21 protein-coding genes and 1 tRNA gene are annotated in these 20,135 nt (G+C 61.9%); 8 read left to right on the top strand and 14 right to left on the bottom strand.

What is annotated here, in order from left to right; all coding sequences use genetic code 11:
- Window positions 1-57: 57 nt before the first annotated feature.
- The 4 genes from thrS to NKK51_RS11435 form a co-directional block, all read right to left on the bottom strand.
- On the bottom strand, window positions 58-2,034 hold the full coding sequence (thrS, locus tag NKK51_RS11450; protein ID WP_352552884.1) for a threonine--tRNA ligase: 1,977 nt from the start codon (window positions 2,032-2,034) through the stop codon (window positions 58-60).
- Window positions 2,035-2,209: 175 nt separating this feature from the next.
- Window positions 2,210-3,037, bottom strand: a complete 828-nt coding sequence (gene blaOXA, locus NKK51_RS11445; protein WP_352552882.1) for a class D beta-lactamase — start codon at window positions 3,035-3,037, stop codon at window positions 2,210-2,212.
- Between the two features lie 147 nt (window positions 3,038-3,184).
- The gene (gene yidD / locus NKK51_RS11440; RefSeq protein WP_023810485.1) at window positions 3,185-3,559 is read right to left on the bottom strand and encodes a membrane protein insertion efficiency factor YidD; all 375 of its coding nucleotides are present in this window, start codon (window positions 3,557-3,559) and stop codon (window positions 3,185-3,187) included.
- An 85-nt stretch (window positions 3,560-3,644) separates the two neighbouring features.
- Window positions 3,645-3,803: a hypothetical protein gene (locus NKK51_RS11435; protein WP_081734812.1), complete on the bottom strand. Its 159-nt coding sequence runs from the start codon at window positions 3,801-3,803 to the stop codon at window positions 3,645-3,647.
- Window positions 3,804-3,893: 90 nt separating this feature from the next.
- Between NKK51_RS11435 and NKK51_RS11430 the strand changes: the two genes are divergently transcribed.
- The gene (locus NKK51_RS11430) at window positions 3,894-4,799 is read left to right on the top strand and encodes a LysR substrate-binding domain-containing protein (protein ID WP_352552880.1); all 906 of its coding nucleotides are present in this window, start codon (window positions 3,894-3,896) and stop codon (window positions 4,797-4,799) included.
- A gap of 18 nt (window positions 4,800-4,817) precedes the next feature.
- Here the strand turns inward: NKK51_RS11430 and NKK51_RS11425 are convergent, their stop codons facing one another.
- Window positions 4,818-5,255: an iron-sulfur cluster assembly scaffold protein gene (locus NKK51_RS11425; RefSeq protein WP_352552879.1), complete on the bottom strand. Its 438-nt coding sequence runs from the start codon at window positions 5,253-5,255 to the stop codon at window positions 4,818-4,820.
- A gap of 238 nt (window positions 5,256-5,493) precedes the next feature.
- On the opposite strand from NKK51_RS11425, the gene folE reads away from it, so the two are divergent.
- From folE to NKK51_RS11410, 3 genes are all read left to right on the top strand, one after another.
- Window positions 5,494-6,129, top strand: a complete 636-nt coding sequence (gene folE, locus NKK51_RS11420) for a GTP cyclohydrolase I FolE (protein ID WP_023810482.1) — start codon at window positions 5,494-5,496, stop codon at window positions 6,127-6,129.
- 35 nt (window positions 6,130-6,164) lie between these two features.
- Window positions 6,165-6,626, top strand: coding sequence for a phosphoribosyl-AMP cyclohydrolase (hisI, locus tag NKK51_RS11415; protein WP_023810481.1), 462 nt, complete (start codon window positions 6,165-6,167; stop codon window positions 6,624-6,626).
- 81 nt (window positions 6,627-6,707) lie between these two features.
- A complete protein-coding gene (locus NKK51_RS11410) occupies window positions 6,708-7,682 on the top strand; it encodes a patatin family protein (protein ID WP_196815316.1) in 975 nt (324 codons plus the stop codon).
- Between the two features lie 7 nt (window positions 7,683-7,689).
- Here NKK51_RS11410 and recJ read toward each other — a convergent pair whose 3' ends face one another.
- The 8 genes from recJ to NKK51_RS11370 all read right to left on the bottom strand — a co-directional run bounded on the left by recJ (window position 7,690) and on the right by NKK51_RS11370 (window position 14,945).
- Window positions 7,690-9,474, bottom strand: coding sequence for a single-stranded-DNA-specific exonuclease RecJ (gene recJ / locus NKK51_RS11405; RefSeq protein WP_352552877.1), 1,785 nt, complete (start codon window positions 9,472-9,474; stop codon window positions 7,690-7,692).
- 180 nt (window positions 9,475-9,654) lie between these two features.
- Entirely contained in the window at window positions 9,655-9,888 is a 234-nt protein-coding gene (locus NKK51_RS11400) for a DUF6434 domain-containing protein (protein ID WP_023810478.1), read from the bottom strand.
- A 73-nt stretch (window positions 9,889-9,961) separates the two neighbouring features.
- On the bottom strand, window positions 9,962-10,945 hold the full coding sequence (glpX, locus tag NKK51_RS11395) for a class II fructose-bisphosphatase (protein ID WP_352440226.1): 984 nt from the start codon (window positions 10,943-10,945) through the stop codon (window positions 9,962-9,964).
- Window positions 10,946-11,146: 201 nt separating this feature from the next.
- On the bottom strand, window positions 11,147-11,314 hold the full coding sequence (locus NKK51_RS11390; protein ID WP_023810476.1) for a Thivi_2564 family membrane protein: 168 nt from the start codon (window positions 11,312-11,314) through the stop codon (window positions 11,147-11,149).
- Window positions 11,315-11,385: 71 nt separating this feature from the next.
- A complete protein-coding gene (locus tag NKK51_RS11385; RefSeq protein WP_352552875.1) occupies window positions 11,386-11,742 on the bottom strand; it encodes a hypothetical protein in 357 nt (118 codons plus the stop codon).
- Between the two features lie 133 nt (window positions 11,743-11,875).
- On the bottom strand, window positions 11,876-13,189 hold the full coding sequence (locus tag NKK51_RS11380) for a homoserine dehydrogenase (RefSeq protein WP_127297153.1): 1,314 nt from the start codon (window positions 13,187-13,189) through the stop codon (window positions 11,876-11,878).
- 47 nt (window positions 13,190-13,236) lie between these two features.
- A complete protein-coding gene (locus tag NKK51_RS11375; RefSeq protein WP_352440223.1) occupies window positions 13,237-14,454 on the bottom strand; it encodes an LL-diaminopimelate aminotransferase in 1,218 nt (405 codons plus the stop codon).
- A gap of 44 nt (window positions 14,455-14,498) precedes the next feature.
- On the bottom strand, window positions 14,499-14,945 hold the full coding sequence (locus NKK51_RS11370) for a hypothetical protein (protein WP_352552873.1): 447 nt from the start codon (window positions 14,943-14,945) through the stop codon (window positions 14,499-14,501).
- Between the two features lie 43 nt (window positions 14,946-14,988).
- On the opposite strand from NKK51_RS11370, the gene phaC reads away from it, so the two are divergent.
- The 4 genes from phaC to NKK51_RS11350 all read left to right on the top strand — a co-directional run bounded on the left by phaC (window position 14,989) and on the right by NKK51_RS11350 (window position 19,198).
- Window positions 14,989-16,824 carry a class I poly(R)-hydroxyalkanoic acid synthase gene (gene phaC / locus NKK51_RS11365; RefSeq protein WP_352552871.1) on the top strand — a complete coding sequence of 612 codons (1,836 nt, stop codon included), beginning with the start codon at window positions 14,989-14,991 and terminating at the stop codon, window positions 16,822-16,824.
- A gap of 216 nt (window positions 16,825-17,040) precedes the next feature.
- The gene (locus NKK51_RS11360; protein WP_352552870.1) at window positions 17,041-18,288 is read left to right on the top strand and encodes a YcbK family protein; all 1,248 of its coding nucleotides are present in this window, start codon (window positions 17,041-17,043) and stop codon (window positions 18,286-18,288) included.
- Between the two features lie 241 nt (window positions 18,289-18,529).
- Window positions 18,530-18,604, top strand: a tRNA-Glu gene (locus NKK51_RS11355).
- A 351-nt stretch (window positions 18,605-18,955) separates the two neighbouring features.
- Window positions 18,956-19,198 carry a DUF6894 family protein gene (locus NKK51_RS11350; RefSeq protein ID WP_352552868.1) on the top strand — a complete coding sequence of 81 codons (243 nt, stop codon included), beginning with the start codon at window positions 18,956-18,958 and terminating at the stop codon, window positions 19,196-19,198.
- A 155-nt stretch (window positions 19,199-19,353) separates the two neighbouring features.
- Here the strand turns inward: NKK51_RS11350 and NKK51_RS11345 are convergent, their stop codons facing one another.
- A complete protein-coding gene (locus NKK51_RS11345) occupies window positions 19,354-19,587 on the bottom strand; it encodes a hypothetical protein (protein ID WP_352552867.1) in 234 nt (77 codons plus the stop codon).
- Between the last annotated feature and the right edge of the window lie 548 nt (window positions 19,588-20,135).

Here is a 20,135-nt window from a genome sequence, read left to right as displayed (position 1 = left end):
GGATATGAAAATGGCGGTGGATCGCTCCACCGCCATTTGGCCGAAAAACTATGCCGATCAGGCAGCGCGTTTGCGCCTGCGGTCGGGCGTGACGGCTTCTTCGGTCAATTGCGCGATCGCCTGGTCAAGGCCAAGCGATTCCTGGTCGCGTGAGCCCAGCCGGCGCATGTTGACCGTCTGCTCTTCCGCCTCGCGCTTGCCGCAGACGAGGATGACCGGAACCTTGGCCAGCGAGTGTTCGCGGACCTTGTAGTTGATCTTCTCGTTGCGCAAATCCGCTTCCGCCAACAGCCCGGCGGCCTTCAGCTTTGCCACCACTTCGGTCGCATAGCCGTCGGCATCCGAGGTGATCGTCGCCACCACCACCTGCAGCGGCGCGAACCACAGCGGGAAATGGCCGGAATAGTTCTCGATCAGGATGCCGAGGAAGCGCTCCATCGAACCGCAGATGGCGCGGTGCACCATCACAGGCTGCTTCTTCTCGGAATCGGAGCCGATATAGAAGGCGCCGAACCGTTCCGGCAGGTTGAAGTCGACCTGCGTCGTGCCGCACTGCCATTCGCGGCCGATAGCATCCTTGAGCACATATTCGAATTTCGGTCCGTAGAAGGCGCCTTCGCCCGGATTGATCGAGGTCTTGATGCGATTGCCGGATCGTGTCCTGATCGTCTCCAGCACGCTGCCCATGATCGCCTCGGCGTGATCCCAGGCTTCGTCGGTGCCGACGCGTTTGTCGGGCCGCGTCGAAAGCTTGACGCTGATTTCGTCAAAACCGAAATCAGCATAGGTCGACAGGATCAGGTCGTTGATGCGCAGGCACTCCGCGGCCAGCTGCTCCTCGGTGCAGAAGATGTGCGCATCGTCCTGCGTGAAGCCGCGCACACGCATCAGCCCGTGCAGCGCGCCCGACGGCTCGTAGCGATGCACATTGCCGAATTCCGCAAGTTTTACGGGTAGATCGCGATAGGACTTCAATCCATGCTTGAAAATCTGCACATGGCCCGGACAGTTCATCGGCTTCAACGCGAAGACCCGGTCGTCATCGGTGTCGTCGCCGGCGACCGTCACCTTGAACATGGCGTCGCGATACCAGCCCCAATGGCCTGACGTCTCCCACAGGCTCTTATCGAGCACCTGCGGCGCGTTGACCTCCTGATAGCCCTGCTCGTCGAGGCGGCGGCGCATGTAGTTGACCAGGTTCTGGAACATCTTCCAGCCCTTGGCATGCCAGAAGACGACGCCCGGTCCCTCTTCCTGGAAATGGAACAGGTCCATCTCACGGCCGATCTTCCTGTGGTCGCGCTTCTCGGCCTCCTCAAGCATCATCTGGTAGGCTTCGAGCTGCGCCTGGTCGGTCCAGGCCGTGCCGTAGATGCGGGTCAGCATCGGGTTGTTCGAATCCCCGCGCCAATAGGCGCCGGCCACCTTCATGAGTTTGAAGGCATTGCCGATCTGCCCGGTCGAGGCCATGTGCGGGCCACGGCAGAGGTCGAACCAGTCGCCCTGCGCATAGATCTTGAGATCCTGATCCTCAGGAATGGCGTCGATCAGCTCCAGCTTGTAGCGCTCGCCCTTGTCGGCAAAGACTTTTTTCGCCCTGTCGCGCGACCAGACTTCCCTGGTGAACGGCTTGTTGCGCGCGATGATCTCGCGCATCTTCTTCTCGATCACCGGAAAATCGTCAGGCGTGAACGGCTCGTTACGGGCGAAGTCGTAGTAGAACCCGTTCTCGATCACCGGCCCGATGGTCACCTGCGTTCCCGGCCACAATTCCTGCACGGCTTCCGCCAGCACATGGGCCGCGTCATGGCGGATCAGCTCCAGCGCGCGCGGGTCGTCGCGGGTGACGATCTCGACCTTGCCGGACTTGCCGAGCGGATCGGTGAGATCGCGAACCGTGCCGTCGATCGCATAGGCGACCGCCTTCTTGGCCAGCGATTTCGAGATCGATTCGGCGAGGCCGGCACCGGTCATCGCCGCGTCGTATTCGCGGACGGAGCCATCGGGAAATGTCAGGGAAACGGAATTCAGCATATATATCTCCTATCCAGTCCCGCAAACGAGCGCGGGTGGTTGAAATGCATGTCGCCCAAAAGTGTATGGCGGTTTTGGGTTACGATATGCATAGGGAAAAGCCGGATGCGTCCGGCAGCGGCTGTCTTTTATGGACAGATTCCGCCTCCGTAAAGCCCGGCTCAAATGTCAGCGTTCATTTGATGAGGAGCGGCAGGTCCTTCAGGAACGCGGCGCGGGTCTTGAGGCCCTTGGGCATGTCGGTGCGGTTGGTGTCGACGACAAGCCGCGCAAAGACGATCTGGCGGCCATCCTTTTGCGCCCAGCCGACGAACCAGCCGAGCGAACGCTTGTCCTGAACCTTGTCGACGTCGTTGCGCAGCCTGGTGCTTCCGGTCTTGCCTTGCACCGTCCAGCCTCCGGCCTGGAAGGTCGGGATGATGGCTGATGTCATGTCGTAAGCCCTGGCCGAGACAGGCAGCTTGCGGGCCAGCAGCTTGCGCAGGAATTCGACCTGCTCGACCGGCGTGATCTTGAGCGAGGAATTCACCCAGGACTTGGTCAAACCATCATTCTTGCCGGGATTGCCGGAAACATCGGCGTTGCCGTAGTCGAATTTCGAGACATAACCGGCAAAACTCCCAGACCCAAGCCGGCGGGTGATTTCCCGGGAAAACCACAGGATCGAATCCCGCTCCCAGACCGCCGGATCGACAGTCTTCTGATCCCGCTTCACCGCGTTGAATTCAGGCTTGTAATCCCAGCTCGGCGTGTGCTCGTCGCTCAGGATCCCGCTGTCATAGCCGATCAGCGACAACGGCACCTTGAACGTCGAAGCCGGGCTGAACCGCTCGTCGCACACCCCGTCCTGATAGAGCGCCTTGCCGCTCGCCGCATCGGCGATCACCGTGCACTGCACATCCCCCAGCGGCGCCGATTGCGCGCGCAGCGGAAATCCCAGCAGCCAGGCGAGCAGGAACAGTATCCCGGCAAAGATGAAGGGAAGACGGTCGAAATTGCGCATTTTCTGCTCGCTCCAGAAGGGGGTTCGGGAGCGGCTTAGCGAGGTCTCTTGTCTCGATTTTGTCTCAAATGCGCAGTCTTTGTGCAGGCTGTTGTTAACCCTACCGGATCGTAAACGGGCAGAGCCGGCGGGACCTGACTGACGCGATCACCCCTGCGCTTCGCCGCGCTTGCTGCCGATCCGCCAGTACCGCCATGGCGTGAACCAGACATAACGATCCTCCAGCACCTCCGGCACGAGGTCTATGCCATGCGTGCCGAATGGCCCGCAGCGCAGCATTCGGAAAAATCCCATCCAACCGCCCGCCCACAGGCCATGGCGGGCGATCGCCTCATGGGCATATTCCGAACAGGTCGGCAGATGCCGGCAGGAATTGCCGACAAAGCCCGACAATGTCAGCTGGTAGAGGCGCACGAGCGACGTGCCGAGGAGACGGCCCGGCGTCTTGCGCCATGGACCGGGCCAGTTACGGCCGCGTTTCGGCGGCCGGGCGATATGCGCATGCCCATGCTGGTCGCGCACCACAGTCTCCGTTTCGCGTTTCCCACGCGATAGATGTGGACTTCTACTGGAGAACGCAATCCCCGCGCCCTGCATGGCCCCACCGTCACGGACGGAAACGACGAAACGGCTGCCAGTCAGCCGAAGCCACCCACCGGCCACGACTGGTCGGCTCTTCGTAACGCTTTTCATGCTGTCTTCTGTCACGCCATTGAAACGTTGCGATCCGCATGACATCGCCAAAGATGCTCAGCAACTGGATCATGGTCGGTCTCCTTTGATGCGATTAGACGGCCGCTGGCCTTCGCCTTCAAACGAGTATAATTTCCACTTCGGATAATCCTGGGTTATGCGAATGAAGCGCGGGCGCCTGCCGCTGACGGCATTGAGGAGCTTCGAGGCGGCGGGCCGGCATCTGAGCTTCAGCCGGGCCGCCGAGGAGCTTTTCGTCTCGCAGGCAGCGATCAGCCGGCAGATCCGCGAGCTCGAGATATTCCTGCGCCAGCCCTTGTTCGAACGTCACCATCGTCGCGTCGAACTGACCGACACCGGCCGGCGTCTGCTGGATCAGCTCGTCAGAAGTTTCGACGCCATCGATACCTTGCTTGGAGAACTGGTGGCGACACCGGCGCAGTCCGTGGTCCGTGTCAGCGTCGAGCCATCGCTTGCATCCGTGTGGCTGGTGCCACGGCTCAACCGGTTTCGCCAATTGCGGCCTGACATCGACATCTCGCTCGAGGTCGACCCAAGGCTGATCGAGTTCCGCAGCGATCAGCCGGAGCTTGCCTTGCGCTTCAGCGCACATGCCACCGCGTGGCCGCGCAGCGAAGCCGAGCAACTTGCTTCGATAGTCGACTCACCTGTTCTATCGCCGGCGCTGCTTGCCTCGGGCCCCGCCCTCGAGAAGCCGATCGATCTTGGTCGCTACACGCTTTTGCACGAGGAGAACCGCCAGGGCTGGGCGCGCTGGTTCGAAGCGGCCGGCGTGCCCGCCGACGCCGTGCCGGCGCGCGGGCCGATGCTGGCGGATGCGTCGCTTTCAAAGCAGGCCGCCTTGCTCGGACATGGCGTTGCACTGGGCGATCTCTTGCAGATCGGCGGAGAAATCGCGTCCGGCGCGCTGGTCAAGCCGTTCGACATCGACGTCGCATCCGGCGCCTATTGGCTGGTGGCCAGAAGCTTGCGCGATCTGTCGGAGCCGGCCGCCGCGTTCGCGGACTGGGTACGCGGCGAATTTGCCGAAAGCAGACGTGCATTGTAAACGGTCGGTTGCCGGCCCTCAGGCTTCGGCGCGCTTCTCGATCTGGCCGATGGCGTCGACCACGGCGTCGAAAGTCAGCATGGTCGAGGCATGACGGGCCTTGTAATCGCGCACCGGCTCCAGATATTTGAGGTCCGCGAAGCGACCGTCCGGCGGGGCGCCATTTTCCTTGAGCATCTTCAGCATGGTGTCGCGCACCGCGCGCAATTCCTCGGCGCTCGCGCCGACGACATGTTGCGCCATGATCGATGACGACGCCTGGCCGAGCGCGCAGGCCTTCACATCATGGGCAAAGTCCGTGACCACGCCGTCCTGCATCTTGAGGTCGACGGTGACCGTGGAACCGCATAGCTTGGAGTGCGCCTTGGCGGTTGCGTCAGGATGATCGAGCCGGCCGATGCGGCCAATGTTCCCGGCAAAACCGAGAATTTTCGCGTTGTAGACCTCGTTTATCATTATTTTCCAATCCGTCGCCGCCAAGCGAACAGCGATTGCCGCTGTCGTGTCTTCCTTTCGCTCGCTATGACCTTATATAATGGTGGCAGTCCGGTATCGACAAGAAGACGAAAGCCAATGTCCTTGCCGGGAAGTTCACGCCGCTTACGGGGTGGAAACGGGGCGAGTTTCCGACACCGAAAGGTCGTGGTCCGTTCAACTCGTTCCTCCGCCGAGAGGGACTACGGGAGACGCCTTTATGGATGCCGTCATCAAGAAGCTCATGCCACAGTCAGCCTATATGGAAAAGCCGGTCACCGACCGGCCGAGCGAAGCCGAAGTCGAAGCCGCCGTGCGCACGCTTTTGCGCTGGACCGGCGACAATCCGGACCGCGAAGGGCTGGTCGACACTCCGAAGCGGGTGGCAAAGGCCTACCGCGAAATGTTCGGCGGCTATGACATGTGCCCGGCCGACGAGCTCGGCCGCACCTTCGAGGAGGTCGCCGGCTACGATGATCTGGTCATCGTCAAGGACATAACATTCCATTCACATTGCGAGCACCATATGGTGCCGATCATCGGCAAGGCGCATGTCGGCTATCTTCCGGACGGCAAGGTCGTCGGCCTGTCCAAGATCGCCCGCGTCGTCGATATCTTCGCCCACCGCCTGCAGACCCAGGAGGCGCTGACGGCGCAGATCGCCGGCGTCATCCAGGACGTGCTCAATCCGCGCGGCGTCGCCGTCATGATCGAGGCCGAGCACATGTGCATGGCCATGCGCGGCATCCGCAAGCAGGGTTCAACCACGCTGACCTCGACCTTCACCGGCGTTTTCAAGGACACGCCCGAAGAGCAGGTCCGTTTCGTCACCATGGTGCGCGGCGGCGGGGTCTGATCGGCCCTCGCCGGCCATCAAAACAAGGACCGGCGATGTCGGCACTGGAATTTCCAAAAGCTCCGTCAGACAAGAAAGCGCTTGAGGAAGGCGCGGTGTTTTCGCCGCGCTTCGATGCAGCCGGGCTGGTCACGGTCATCGTGACAGACGCCGCGGACGGCATGCTGTTGATGGTTGCGCATATGAATGCGCAAGCACTGGCACTGACACTGGAGACCGGCATAGCCCACTACTGGTCGCGCTCGCGCGACGAACTTTGGAAAAAGGGCGAAACATCAGGCAATTTTCAGCATGTCGTCGAGATGCTCACGGATTGTGACCAGGATGCCATATGGTTGCGCGTCAAAGTGTTGGGCCACGACGCAACCTGTCACACTGGCCGGCGTTCATGCTTTTATCGGACGGTGGGGCTGATCGATGGCAAGGGGACGCTTGCCGACGACGGCAGCAAGCCGCTGTTCGATGCGGAAAAAACGTATCGGAAACCACTAGCTTGAACCTTCTGCCTGACACCGACCACACAGATTCATCATTTCGATACGGCCCGCTCGTATAGTAGCCGTGGGACAAGGGAGATCATGATGCTCGAGTGGGCGTCATTGCGTAACAGACCAGATGTCAGGGAGGCCAACGGCCTGTCCTCGTCAGGCGGCGCGTCCGAAACGAACTCCCAGAAGAAAACAGGCATTTCGCTCGCCTTGGGTGGCGGTTGCGCCCGCGGCTGGGCGCATATAGGCGTGCTGCGCGCGCTCGACGAAGCCGGCATCGAAGTATCGATGATCGCCGGCACCTCGATCGGCGCGCTGGTCGGCGGCTGCTATCTCGCCGGTAAACTGGACGAACTGGAAGAATTCGCCCGCAGCCTGACCAAGCGCCGCATTTTCGGCCTGCTCGATCTCAATTTGCGCGGCAGCGGCCTGTTCGGCGGCATGAAGCTCGATGCAAGGCTGCGCGAGCACATGGCCGGCATTCGTTTCGAGGACCTTGCCAAGCCGTTCGTGGCGGTCACCTCCGAAATCCGCACCGGCCACGAAATCTGGCTGTCGAGCGGCTCATTGATCACCGCCATGCGCGCCTCCTATGCGCTTCCCGGCGTGTTCGAGCCGGTGAATTGCAATGGCCGCGTGCTGGTCGACGGCGCGCTGGTCAACCCCGTACCGGTTTCGGTCTGCCGCGCGTACGAGCAGCCGCTCGTCGTGGCGGTCAACCTTCACTATGATCTGTTCGGCCGTGCCGCGGTGATAAAACACAGCGCCGGCGAACTGGTCATCGAAAAGGACGCACCAAGGCCCGGCAAGGTCGACGCCGAGCACCAGTCGCATCAGACGCGGCTCGGCATTACCGGCGTCATGGTCGAGGCCTTCAACATCATCCAGGACCGCATTTCGCGTGCCAGGCTTGCCGGCGACCCGCCCGATATGTCGCTGCAGCCGAAGCTCAGCCATATCGGCCTGACCGAGTTCCACCGCGCCGACGAGGCGATCAACATCGGCTATCAGGCGACGATGGCCCAGATCGGCGAGTTGACCCGGCTGCAGACCGTTCTCGCCTGATCAAAACCTACGCACGCGCCGCATCGGTGATGCGAAACTGCACGGTGCGGTTGCCGTTCCAGTAATTTCCCGACAGCGAACCGGCGACGTGGATCGTCTTGCCCCGGTTCTTGAACAGAAATTCGCCAAGCGCGGTATCGACGGCGCGAAAGGCGATCGCCTGGATGCGGCCGCCGCTTTCCGATTGCAGCTCCACGCGGATGTGGTTGGTGCCGACCGGCCGCGCATCGGCTAGTCGGTGGCGCGGCAGCGCGAAAACGGGGGCAGCGTGCCCGGCACCGAAGGGTCCGGCCTTCTCCAGCGCATCGAGCAGGCTGAGCGTCGCGCCTTCAGCGGCAAGCGCACCGTCTATGGCCAGGCTTTCCTCGCCCTGCAGGCGGAACACGTCGGCTGCCGCCCGCTCTTCGAAAAACGCCCTGAGCTCACCAAGCTTCGCCCGCTCCACGGTGATGCCCGCCGCCATGCCATGGCCGCCGCCCTTGACGATCAGCCCCGCAACGGCCGCCTCGCGCACCAGCCGGCCGAGGTCGAAACCCGAGACCGAGCGGCCCGAACCGGTGCCGATGCCCACAGTGTTGAAGGCGATGGCGAAGGCCGGCCGGCGGGCGTGGTCCTTCAATCGCGATGCGAGCAGGCCGACAATACCCGGATGCCAGCTGTTGCTGGCGGTGACGACGATAGCCGGGCCATTGCCGCCGGCAAGCTCTGCATCGGCCTCGGCGCGCGCCGCCGCGAGCATCTCCTGCTCCATCAACTGCCGTTCCTGGTTGAGCCGGTCGAGCGTCTCGGCAATGGTGCGCGCCTCGACCGGGTCGTCGGTCGCAAGCAGCCGGCTGCCAAGTGCGGCATCGCCGATGCGTCCGCCGGCATTGATGCGCGGCCCGATCAGATAGGCCAGATGGAAAGTGCTGATCGGCTCGCCGATGCGCGACACCCGTGCCAGCGCCGCCAGCCCTTCGTTCTTCTGCTGGCGCGCCATCTGCAGCCCTTTGACCACGAAGGCTCGGTTGACGCCGGTCAGCGGCACCACGTCACAGACTGTGGCCAAGGCGACGATATCAAGCAGCGAAAGCAGGTCCGGCGGTGTGGCATCGGCCATGCGGCCGCGCAGGATTCTCGCCGTCTGCACTAGGGCGAGGAAGACCACACCGGCGGCACAGAGATGGCCTTGCCCGGAAAGGTCGTCCTCGCGATTGGGATTGACCACGGCAATTGCCGCCGGCAAGGCACCGCCGACCTGATGGTGGTCGAGCACCACGACATCGGCCCCGGCCTCGTTGGCGGCATCGACTGAAACGGCGCTGTTGGTGCCGCAATCGACGGTGACGATCAGTGTCGCGCCGCGCGAAACCAGTTCGCGCATGGCCTCGGGATTGGGACCATAGCCCTCGAAGATGCGATCCGGGATATAGATTTCCGACGGCACCGAGAAATGCGCGAGGAACCGCTTCAGCAAGGCCGACGAGGCGGCGCCGTCGACATCATAGTCGCCGAAGATCGCCACCTTTTCCCTGGCCATCACTGCGGCGGCGATGCGGGCCGCCGCCCTGTCCATGTCGGTCAGCGATGCCGGATCCGGCAGAAGATCGCGGATCGTCGGGTCGAGAAACCGCTCGGTCTGTTCGGCGGTGACACCACGGCCGGCAAGCACCCGCGCGACGATGTCGGGCACGCCATGGCCTTGCGCGATGGCGAGCGCAATCATGTCCTGGCGTTCTGTCAGCCGATGTTCCCAGGAAACCCCTGATACCGACTGCCTGACATCGAGGAAGAGGCGTTTTTCGCCGGTCATACGCTTTGCCAACTCATCGTTGGCCGCACGACAATGCATGCCGCCCATAAGTGCGCAGCGGTTTTGAGGCCACGACCTGCATTGGCAACAATTTCAAGCGCGTCACGTTCACGCGACGCTCTATAGGCCAAAGGCGGGCAAAGCCATGCGATTCACGGGTGTGCGCCGTCCCGGAATAGGTCAAGAAAACTGCGCTTTCCGCTTTTCAGCCTGTCGCCTAAGCCATTCGTCGGCCGCATCGCCCATCGTCTTTTCCACACCGTCCTTGAGCCAGGCCATGAAAGGCCGGTCGAACATGAATGCGTTGCCGCATTCCCGGATGAGAAAGCGACGCACATTCTGGGTGTTGCGATAGGACTTTGTGATGGCGGTGGCACGCGAAATCGGATCCGCATGCCAGTCGAACGGTTTCATCGTCAAATCCCTGCAGCCATCATCGGATGCGCCCGAATGGCTAACAATTGCAAGGCGGCTTCGCAAGCGAGCGTCAGAACTTATCCAGATCCTGATGGCGGGCCTTGATCTCGCGCACCGTCCGCGACGACGAGCGCAGCACGATCGTGTGGGTGGTGATGTAATTGTGGCCGAACTTGACGCCAGCCAGCATGTTGCCGTCGGTGACACCGGTGGCCGCGAACAACACATCGCCGCGCGCCATGTCCTCCGTCCGATAGACCCGTTTCGGATTGGAAATACCCATCTTTGCCGCGCGAGCAACCTTTTCCGCCGTGTCGAGGATCAGTCTGCCCTGCATCTGGCCGCCGGTGCAGCGCAGCGCGGCAGCGGCCAGCACGCCCTCGGGTGCTCCGCCAGTGCCCAGATAAATATCGATGCCGGTTTCTTCCGGGTCCGTGGTGTGGATGACGCCGGCGACATCGCCATCGCCGATCAGCCGGATCGCGGCCCCCGTGGCGCGCACGGCATCGATCAGCTTGGCATGGCGCGGCCGGTCGAGAATGCAGGTGGTGATTTCCGATACAGCGACGCCCTTGGCCCGAGCGAGGCTGGCGATGTTCTCAGCCGCCGAGGCATCGATGTCGATGACGCCGTCCGCATAGCCCGGACCGATGGCGATCTTGTCCATGTAGACGTCGGGCGCGAACAGCAGGCTGCCCTTTTCGGCGATCGCGATGACCGCGAGTGCATTGGGCAGGTTCTTGGCGCAAATCGTCGTGCCTTCGAGCGGATCGAGCGCGATATCGACGGCCGGACCTTTGCCAGTGCCGACTTCCTCGCCGATGTAGAGCATCGGCGCCTCATCCCGTTCGCCTTCGCCGATCACCACCGTGCCCTTGATGGAAAGCCGGTTGAGCTCCTGGCGCATGGCATCCACGGCTACCTGGTCGGCCGTCTTTTCGTCGCCGCGCCCGCGCAGCCTGGCGGCCGCGACGGCGGCTCGTTCGGTGACGCGCACCAGTTCCATGGTGAGTATCCGGTCAAGGCCGGCGACGATGTTCTGGGCCACATTCATCTGGTGATTTCCTCGTTGCCAATGCGGCCCCCCGCCGGAGGCGGGCCTGTTTTGTCAAACGAGCATGACAACGGCAAGACCTGCGGAAGATTTATCGAATAGTCAGCAATATCAATCGATTAAAACGCATTTTTGAAACAAGGCCAGCCGGCCGCAATGAACCGGGCCGGCCTTGAAAAGCGAAAGTTAGACTCTTCGGCGCTAGAAAACCGCAAGATATTTGAGCAGCGAAATGATGCCGATTATGAGGACGATAACCTGCACGATCTGCCTCATCCGGCCGTCGAGCGGCAGGCGCTGAACAAGATAGAGAACGAGGATGATGACGAGGAATGTGATCAGGATGCTGATCAAGGCGGATGAAGCCACAGTGCCCTCCTTAAAAATGATGTGCTGAAACAAGGAAACGAGCCGGCAAACCCGGCCCTATCGCGCCGTGGTCAATACCAGCGGCGCGACGTATCGTTCGTCGACTGACCTATGGCAAAACCGGCCATAAAGCCGAGCAAACCGATCACGCCGACCAGGGCAGTCGTAGTACCGGGGTTTTCGCGCGCTACTTCCGAGACGGACTGAGCTTGGCTGCGCAACTGCTGTGCGGTTCGCGACGCGCGGTTCGCCGCCGTGTCGTAGAACTCGGACGCCTGTTCGCTGGCGTCATCGAGCATTTCCGCGCCCCGCGCCGAAATGCTCTTGTTGATCTTGGTGATCTCCTTGCGCAAATCGGCAATCTGCTTTTCCAGCGTCTTCTGGATGTCGTCGATATTAGGGGTGTCGGACTTGTTGGTATCGGCCATGAAGCGGTTCCTCTGGTTGCTGACCAAGAGAACGGCGACGACACCAATTCGTTCCCGTGTGGCGGCTGTCCCCACCCAGACCGGACCTCAATGCCTGCGGGATCCCTGTCCCGCAGGGCCTATCGGGCAAAAGCTACCCTGCCCGCTCGATGCGGATGACCTGCGGCTTGTCGGTCAGATGGCCATCCTTGGTGATGCCGTCGACGGCCTTGCGCACAGCAGCCTCGGTCGTCTCGTGGGTGACGAGGATCACCGTCTTCTGTGCAGCCGCCTCGCCATTGACCGCGTGCTGAACGATCGATTCCAATGAAATGTCATTATCGGCCATGCGCTTTGCGATTGCCGCGAACACGCCGATGCGGTCATGCACGGTCAGCCGGATGAAATAGCCGCCGGCATGGCTGCGCATCTGCGCCTTCTTGTAGGGTTTCAGCTCCTTCGCTGGCCGTCCGAAGACCGGACCATGCTGGAAGCCTGGCCGGCTCTTGGCGATGTCGGCGATGTCGCCGATGACGGCCGAGGCGGTGGCGTTGCCGCCGGCACCGGGGCCTGATAGCAGCAGTTCGCCCAGAATGTCGGTCTCGATCGCCACCGCATTGGTGACGCCATGCACCTGCGCGATGACCGATGCGGTCGGCACCATCGTCGGATGCACGCGCTGCTCGATGCCGCTCTCGGTGCGCTGGGCGACACCCAGCAACTTGATCCGGTAGCCAAGATCGGCGGCCGCGCGGATGTCGGCCTGGGTGATGTTGGAGATGCCCTCCATATAGATGTCATTGGCGGCGATCCTGGTGCCAAAGGCAAGGCTGGTCAGGATCGACAGCTTGTGCGCGGTGTCGTGGCCCTCGATGTCGAAGGTCGGATCGGCTTCGGCATAGCCCAGCCGCTGCGCGTCCTTCAGGCAAGCATCAAACGAGATGCCCTCGGCCTCCATGCGCGTCAGGATGTAGTTGCAGGTGCCGTTGAGGATGCCGAACACGCGGGTGACCGAATTGCCGGCCATCGCCTCGCGCATCGTCTTGATGACGGGAATGCCGCCCGCCACCGCCGCCTCGTAGTTGAGCAGCACGCCCTTCTTCTCGGCGATCTCGGCCAGCGCCACGCCATGCTTGGCCAGCAGCGCCTTGTTGGCGGTGACGACGTGACGGCCGGCTTCGAGTGCCGCTTTCACCGATGAGCGCGACGGACCCTCGTCGCCGCCGATCAGTTCGACGAACACGTCGATTTCGGCGGTCTGCGCCATCTTGACCGGATCGTCGAACCACTTTGCCGAGCTGAGATCGACGCCGCGATCGCGCTTCGGGTCACGCGCCGAGACGGCGGTGACGATCACGTCACGCCCGCACTGGCGGGTCAGTTCCGCCGCCTTGTCGCGCAGCACACGCGCCACCGACGAGCCGACCGTGCCGAGGCCGGCAATTCCAACACGCAATGCTTCAGCCATGTCCGGCGACGTCCCTCAAAGTCAGATCGAATTTGCGTGCGGCAAGCTTACCGGTGAGCGGAGAGCGGCACGACATTGTTGGGCTGCTTGGCGCTGGTCGACAGGAAGCGCTTGATGTTGCGCGCCGCCTGCCGGATCCTGTGCTCGTTCTCGACCAGAGCAACGCGCACGAATTCGTCGCCATGCTCGCCGAAGCCGACACCGGGCGCCACGGCCACGTCGGCATGTTCGATGAGCAGCTTGGAGAATTCGAGCGAGCCGAGATGTCGGAACGGCTCCGGGATTGGCGCCCAGGCGAACATCGATGCCGCCGGTGCCGGAATGGTCCAGCCAGCGCGGCCGAAGGCATCGACCATCACGTCGCGGCGCTTGTGATAGATATCGCGCACCTCGGCGATGTCGGCGCCGTCGCCGTTGAGCGCGTGTGCCGCCGCCACCTGGATCGGCGTGAAGGCGCCGTAATCGAGGTAGGATTTCACCCGCGTCAGAGCCGAGATCAGCCGCTCGTTGCCGACGGCAAAGCCCATGCGCCAACCCGGCATCGAGAAGGTCTTCGACATCGAGGTGAACTCGACACAGACGTCGATCGCGCCCGGTACCTGCAGCACCGAGGGCGGCGGATTGCCGTCGAAATAGATCTCCGAATAGGCAAGGTCGGACAGGATGATGATGTCGTTCTTCTTGGCGAAGGCGACCACGTCCTTGTAGAAATCGAGCGAAGCGACCAGAGCCGTCGGGTTCGACGGATAGTTGAGGATCAGCGCCAACGGCTTCGGGATCGAATGCTTGACGCCGCGCTCGAGCGCCGGGATGAAGCCGTCATTGGGCTCCACCTGCAAAGAGCGGATGACGCCGCCCGACATGATGAAGCCGAAGGCATGGATCGGATAGGTCGGGTTCGGGCACAGGATCACGTCGCCGGGCGCCGTGATCGCCTGCGCCATGTTGGCGAAGCCTTCCTTCGAGCCAAGCGTGGCCACCACTTGCGTGTCGGGGTTGAGCTTCACGCCGAAGCGCCTGCCATAGTAGGCGGCCTGGGCGCGACGCAGGCCCGGAATGCCGCGCGACGAGGAATAGCGATGCGTGCGCGGGTCGCGCACGACCTCGCACAATTTGTCGACGATAGCCTTGGGCGTCGGCAGGTCCGGATTGCCCATGCCGAGGTCGATGATGTCGGCGCCACGCGATCGGGCGCTGGCCTTGAGCCGGTTGACCTGCTCGAACACGTAAGGCGGAAGCCGGCGAACCTTGTGAAATTCTTCCATGGCAGTTCCAGACAGCGAAGGGGTGTTGGGCGCGCGCTATATACTTATTTGCAGGTAGGGTCGAGGGTGGGGTCGCATTTGGCTTCGATCTGCCTCAGCGTTTCGTCGCCATGCTTCTTGGCCAGATCCGTCAGCGCCGCCTGGTTGGCGACCTTCGGGCCGCCGCCCTTTGCCGCCTGCGCATTCTCATCCGCCTTCAATTGCGCGAGCTTGGCGTTCTTCTCGGCTTCGGTGAACTGCGACGCCGCCACTTGCGGCTTGATGTTCAGGTTCGGAAAGGTGCCGGTATCCTTCGGCCCCGTACCCGCAGCGACAGGCGTCGGGCCATTCGTGTTGGTGCTCGAGCACCCGGCAATCCCCATGAGGACGATCGCCACGCCGATGCGGCAAAAACGTCCGGCACCGAAAAAAACAGTCTCGCCAATATTAATCGTCATATTGTTTCCCTGGCAGCCGAGGTAGAGCGAGATTGGCCCGGTCGGATGTCCCATGTTAATATGTCAAGAAAAGGCCTCGGGAGGAACCCCGCCAACCATGTCCAAAACACCCGATTCGGGCAAAGCGGAAGATGACGAGCCTTCGACCGTCGAGCAATATCTGGTGAAGGACCCGGAACGCTTCGCCCTGAACATGGCGCGCATGATCGAGCAGGCCGGCAAGGCAGCTTCCGCCTGGGCTGAGCCGCGCGAAAAAGGCGACGTGCGCGACCATGTCGCCGAGCCCGTTGTCGATATGGTGAAGACCTTTTCCAAGCTCAGCGAATACTGGCTTGCCGATCCGCAGCGCGCGCTGGAAGCGCAGACGCGGTTGTTCTCCGGCTATATGACGGTCTGGGCCAACGCCATTCAGCGCACCAGCAACGCCGCGCAAGACACCGAAGACGCGGTCAAGCCGGAGCGCGGGGACAAGCGCTTCCTCGACCCGGAATGGGGCCGCAACGCCTTCTTCGATTTCCTCAAGCAGGCCTATCTCGTCACCTCGCGCTGGGCGGCCGATCTGGTCGAGCACGCCGAAGGTCTGGACGAGCACACCCGCCACAAGGCCGGGTTTTACGTCAAGCAGGTGTCCAACGCCATCTCGCCGTCGAATTTCATCCTGACCAATCCGGAACTGTTCCGTGAAACCGTCGCCTCGAACGGCGAAAACCTGGTGCGCGGCATGAAGATGCTGGCCGAGGACATCGCCGCCGGCAAGGGCGACCTGAAGCTGCGGCAGGCCGACTACTCCCCCTTCGAGATCGGCCGGAACATCGCCACCACCCCCGGAAAGGTGGTCGGCCGCAGCGACGTCGCCGAAATCATCCAGTACGACCCGGCGACCGAGATGGTGCTCAAGCGGCCCCTGCTGATCTGCCCGCCATGGATCAACAAATTCTACATCCTCGATCTGAACCCGCAGAAGTCCTTCATTCGCTGGGCGGTTGAACAGGGCCACACCGTGTTCGTCATCTCCTGGATCAATCCGGACGAGCGCCACGGCACCAAGAACTGGGAAGCCTATATCCGCGAGGGTCTGCAATACGGCCTCGACACGGTCGAGAAGGCCACCGGCGAACGCGACGTCAACGCGATCGGCTATTGCGTCGGCGGCACGCTTTTGGCGGCGGCACTGGCGCTGATGGCGCAAGAGGGCGACGACCGCATAAAATCGGCTACGTTCTTCACCACGCAGGTCGACTTCACCCATGCCGGCGACCTGAAAGTGTTCGTCGACGAAGAACAGGTCGCCGCTGTGGAAAAGTCGATGAGCGAAAAAGGCTATCTCGACGGCACCAAGATGGCGACCGCCTTCAACATGCTGCGCTCAGGCGACCTGATCTGGCCCTATGTCGTCAACAACTATATGCGCGGCAAGGATCCCCTGCCCTTCGACCTGCTCTACTGGAATGCCGATTCCACCCGCATGGCGGCGGCCAATCACTCTTTCTACCTGCGCAACTGCTATCTCGAGAACAACCTTTCGCAAGGCACGATGGAACTGGCGGGCCACACGGTTTCGCTCGGGGACATCACCATCCCGGTCTACAACCTCGCCTCCAAGGAAGATCACATCGCGCCGGCGCTTTCGGTGTTCCTCGGCTCGAAATATTTCGGCGGCGCGGTCGAGTATGTGATGGCCGGGTCGGGTCATATCGCAGGGGTCGTCAATCCGCCGGCATCCAACAAATACCAGTATTGGACCGGGGGTACGCCGACGGGCGACTTCAGCCAGTGGATAGCCAATGCCACCGACCATCCAGGATCCTGGTGGCCGCACTGGCAAGACTGGATAGAGGCCAAGGACAACACCCGCGTGCCTGCCCGCAAACCGGGCAAGCATATGAAAACCTTGGGTGATGCTCCCGGCACCTATGTGAAAGTACGTGTGTAACGGACTGTAATGTGTGGTGAGTTGACGGACCGCCAAAAGCGGGCGAAATGGTGTCGTCAACCATCAAGCGGCCGTAATTCGGCAATCACCGCAAAAATACTTTCAGGCTTGCGGATTTGACACAGGTCTCGTTTCCGGATCGGAGACAAAGGTCACCCTGGCATCGACGCATGCGTGTGGCGCCAAGGATATACCGACCGGACATCGAGGGGGAATTTGACTTTGAAATCAGCAGGATGGAGCCTCGCAAAGGGAGAACGCCGCGCCATTGTGGCAGCGCTCTGCTCCTTGCTTCTGGCCTCCTGCACTTCGGCTGGCGACCCGACAATGTCGGTCGGAATGCCCGGTTACAATGCCACCGCATCGGACATAAACGCGGCCTCCAGCGGCAAGGCGATCGCCTCCGATTCGTCTGATATCACGACCGAGCAGACGACGGTGATGACGGCAAGCGATACGGCGCTGCCTGAAAAAGTCGCCTACGTGCCTATGTCCAAACCGGGAGCTGCCTTTCCGCTGATCACGCCGGCGGGCGCCGAAACCATCGTTGGAAACACGCCGCAATCGCTGACGCAGCAGGCACAGACCGCGCAGCAAACCGACGCGGTCGCCCAGCAGATTGCCGCGGTCGACGGCGATGTGGCGGCGCCGAAGCCCGCTTCCGCTCCGGCCATGAACAACCCGGTCTATGTGACGGCTGGCGAGATGCCGCAGGCCGAAGCACCAAAGAAGAAAGGCTTCCTCGCCTCGATGTTTGGCGCAACGCCAGCCTCGGCGACACCAGCCCCCATCATCAGCAACGCCCGGACGGGCGAGCAGCCCCCGGCGCAGGCAAAAGCGGCGCCACCAGCGGCAAAGCCGATCATCACGCTTGCCTCGGCCAGTTCCACGGCCAAGCCGGCGCAGTTGGCTTCGCTCGGCGGCGATACCGGCCACGTCACTGGCAGCGATGCCCTGCCCGGCGTGCGCCAAACGGCCCTGTTCGAGATCAAGCGCAAGTCCGGCCTCGATGACGAAAGCGACGTCGACCTCAACGAGGATGAGGGGCCAATCGGCGGCTCCTATCAGGTTGCGTCAGCCGCCGGCATGGCCCGGTTGGCGCCCAACGGGCTGCTCAAGCAGAACGAGAGCGTCGACGTGGCCTGCCTGAAGCCGTCGCTGGTGCGTGTGCTGAAGACGATCGAAGGCCACTACGGCCGCAAGATGACGGTGACGTCAGGCTATCGCGACCCGGCCCGCAACCGGCGCGCCAACGGCGCCAAAAATTCGCTGCACATGTATTGCGCCGCCGCCGACATCCAGGTGCCCGGCGTTTCGAAATGGGAACTGGCGAGCTACATCAGAAGCATGCCCGGCCGCGGCGGCGTCGGCACCTACTGCCACACAGAATCGGTTCACGTCGACGTCGGCCCCGAGCGCGACTGGAACTGGCGCTGCCGCCGGCGCAGCGGCGGTGACGGCTAGCGCGGATCTGAGATCGGCTGGCGGCCAAGATCGTTCCGTTGGGCATCCCGAATATCGGATTGGCCGAAGCCTTCCCAACTTCATCATTCCGGAGCAGAGCGATGCGGCGTCCCCGCTAATCGTCAAGCTCGCCAACTTCGGGAAATCGTTGATTTGGCAGGCCCGGAAAAAAGTTGTCCAAGGTGGCACCTGACGGGTTGCCGGTTGCGCACAACGCCAGTATAAGCCGCTTCGTCTGAGCGCGCCCATCGTCTAGCGGTTAGGACACCGCCCTTTCACGGCGGTAACAGGGGTTCGATTCCCCTTGGGCGTACCAGATCTTTCAACGACTTAGCCGAATCTGTACCCCATTCGTCACATAAGCGTCGAATAAGCGCAGCGAATTTCAGCGGACGTTCGCGCACAAACCGAATCAACGTGACTGAGAAAAGCCCGCCACCGTGAGGTAGCGGGCCAAACGCGACAGTTCAGGCTGCGCCGCCTTCCGAAGCGTTGACCGCCTCTTCCAATACTTCTTCCGGTAGGAACGACCAGAGCAGCGCGTCAATGTCCTCATGCTTGGTCCGCGATTATGTCGGGTGCGAGCAGATCGAAGTTGGCTTGGTGGACTGGATAACCAGCAAGTAGCAACAAGGAAACCTTTTTCGGGGTTAGGAATTAAGGCCATATGGCCGGCTTCTTCTTTGATCTAACGGACGATGGCGAAGTGTTTCCCGACCCTGAAGGCACCGAGCTTAAAAGCCGGAAAGCCGCTGAAGATGAGGCAGCAACAGCGTTACTCGAAATAGCCAAAGACCAGATGCCGGAAACTTTCAGGAAAGTTGCCATCCGTGTCCGCGACCACACCAGCAAGCCGCTATTCACCGTGAAGGTCACGTTCGAGTGGGTGCGTGAGCTGCCCGATGGATGAGGACATCGCCTTAGAGCTATTCATTATGGCGGCGCACCGACGCCAGCGACATGTGGTCGCTGAGGCAGACAACATGCTTTCGGCCATCGCGGACACGCGCCGCACAATCGCAGAGTCGCGCAAGCTGCTAGAAGGACTAACCGACACGTCAGGCCTTAAGTGGGTAGCACCGGCCCAGTAGTGTTCCACCGGATGAACTCGACTTCCCTTCCGGTCACATCCCGCACGGCTTTCAAAAGCACCTCATGTAAGACGCGTGTCTGTCTGTAGTGGTCGCAGTGCGGCGATATGAACGGCTTTACGATGCTCAGGTGCAGCGCTTCCGCTGCCACCAGAAAGCGCTCGATTTCAACCTGTGATAACTGCTTGGAAGGTTTCGATCGGGCCATTTGTGAACTCCGTTTGAGGGGATCGCCGCAACGGAAGGATTATATTCCTCATCGCCATCGGGCTGGCAAGCGACCGTAGTCGGCCCGATCAAGCAGCCGAGCATCGAGCGCGAGCATCAGCGGCCAAAGCGACCTAGCACCCGGATCGACCTTTCTTGATTTGTGAAGCCTTGGCTTCGGCAGCAAGGCGTTGTTCTCGAAGTCGGGCAGTTTTTGTATCTCGCGCCTCTCTCTCGGCCGCGTTAGCAATCTTTGCCTCACGGTCTGCGCGCTCCAACCGGTCTTTGTCGACGCTCCGCTGGGACAGTTTGGCCTCCTGCAGAAGAACCTTCAATTTACAGTTTGCTAAAATGTTCCCATCAATTTTGTCGCCCTGAGGGAGCAGTGACGGCCTTCCGATGTTCTGCTCCGCCAGGGAAACCGAGCGCGATCCAAACTTCCTTTTGGTAGTGTGCTGAGAGTTCTGCAAATTCGCTGAGAGAGGGCGGTCATGGCAGGCTGGTGATGTTCAACGTCACCGATTCCCGCGAAGGAACGCCACCATGACC

Source organism: Mesorhizobium sp. M0011 (assembly GCF_040324155.1).
Taxonomy (GTDB): Bacteria; Pseudomonadota; Alphaproteobacteria; order Rhizobiales; family Rhizobiaceae; genus Mesorhizobium.
Note: the sequence above shows the minus strand (reverse complement) of the source record. Positions and strands in the feature narration are given on the sequence as shown.

What these genes read in the sequence shown, in the direction of transcription:
- thrS (WP_352552884.1), bottom strand. Translation starts at nt 2,034, where the DNA reads ATGCTGAATTCCGTTTCCCTGACATTTCCCGATGGCTCCGTCCGCGAA.
- blaOXA (WP_352552882.1), bottom strand. Translation starts at nt 3,037, where the DNA reads ATGCGCAATTTCGACCGTCTTCCCTTCATCTTTGCCGGGATACTGTTC.
- NKK51_RS11435 (WP_081734812.1), bottom strand. Translation starts at nt 3,803, where the DNA reads ATGATCCAGTTGCTGAGCATCTTTGGCGATGTCATGCGGATCGCAACG.
- NKK51_RS11430 (WP_352552880.1), top strand. Translation starts at nt 3,894, where the DNA reads ATGAAGCGCGGGCGCCTGCCGCTGACGGCATTGAGGAGCTTCGAGGCG.
- NKK51_RS11425 (WP_352552879.1), bottom strand. Translation starts at nt 5,255, where the DNA reads ATGATAAACGAGGTCTACAACGCGAAAATTCTCGGTTTTGCCGGGAAC.
- folE (WP_023810482.1), top strand. Translation starts at nt 5,494, where the DNA reads ATGGATGCCGTCATCAAGAAGCTCATGCCACAGTCAGCCTATATGGAA.
- hisI (WP_023810481.1), top strand. Translation starts at nt 6,165, where the DNA reads ATGTCGGCACTGGAATTTCCAAAAGCTCCGTCAGACAAGAAAGCGCTT.
- NKK51_RS11410 (WP_196815316.1), top strand. Translation starts at nt 6,708, where the DNA reads ATGATGCTCGAGTGGGCGTCATTGCGTAACAGACCAGATGTCAGGGAG.
- recJ (WP_352552877.1), bottom strand. Translation starts at nt 9,474, where the DNA reads ATGACCGGCGAAAAACGCCTCTTCCTCGATGTCAGGCAGTCGGTATCA.
- NKK51_RS11400 (WP_023810478.1), bottom strand. Translation starts at nt 9,888, where the DNA reads ATGAAACCGTTCGACTGGCATGCGGATCCGATTTCGCGTGCCACCGCC.
- glpX (WP_352440226.1), bottom strand. Translation starts at nt 10,945, where the DNA reads ATGAATGTGGCCCAGAACATCGTCGCCGGCCTTGACCGGATACTCACC.
- NKK51_RS11385 (WP_352552875.1), bottom strand. Translation starts at nt 11,742, where the DNA reads ATGGCCGATACCAACAAGTCCGACACCCCTAATATCGACGACATCCAG.
- NKK51_RS11380 (WP_127297153.1), bottom strand. Translation starts at nt 13,189, where the DNA reads ATGGCTGAAGCATTGCGTGTTGGAATTGCCGGCCTCGGCACGGTCGGC.
- NKK51_RS11375 (WP_352440223.1), bottom strand. Translation starts at nt 14,454, where the DNA reads ATGGAAGAATTTCACAAGGTTCGCCGGCTTCCGCCTTACGTGTTCGAG.
- NKK51_RS11370 (WP_352552873.1), bottom strand. Translation starts at nt 14,945, where the DNA reads ATGGGACATCCGACCGGGCCAATCTCGCTCTACCTCGGCTGCCAGGGA.
- phaC (WP_352552871.1), top strand. Translation starts at nt 14,989, where the DNA reads ATGTCCAAAACACCCGATTCGGGCAAAGCGGAAGATGACGAGCCTTCG.
- NKK51_RS11350 (WP_352552868.1), top strand. Translation starts at nt 18,956, where the DNA reads ATGGCCGGCTTCTTCTTTGATCTAACGGACGATGGCGAAGTGTTTCCC.
- NKK51_RS11345 (WP_352552867.1), bottom strand. Translation starts at nt 19,587, where the DNA reads ATGGCCCGATCGAAACCTTCCAAGCAGTTATCACAGGTTGAAATCGAG.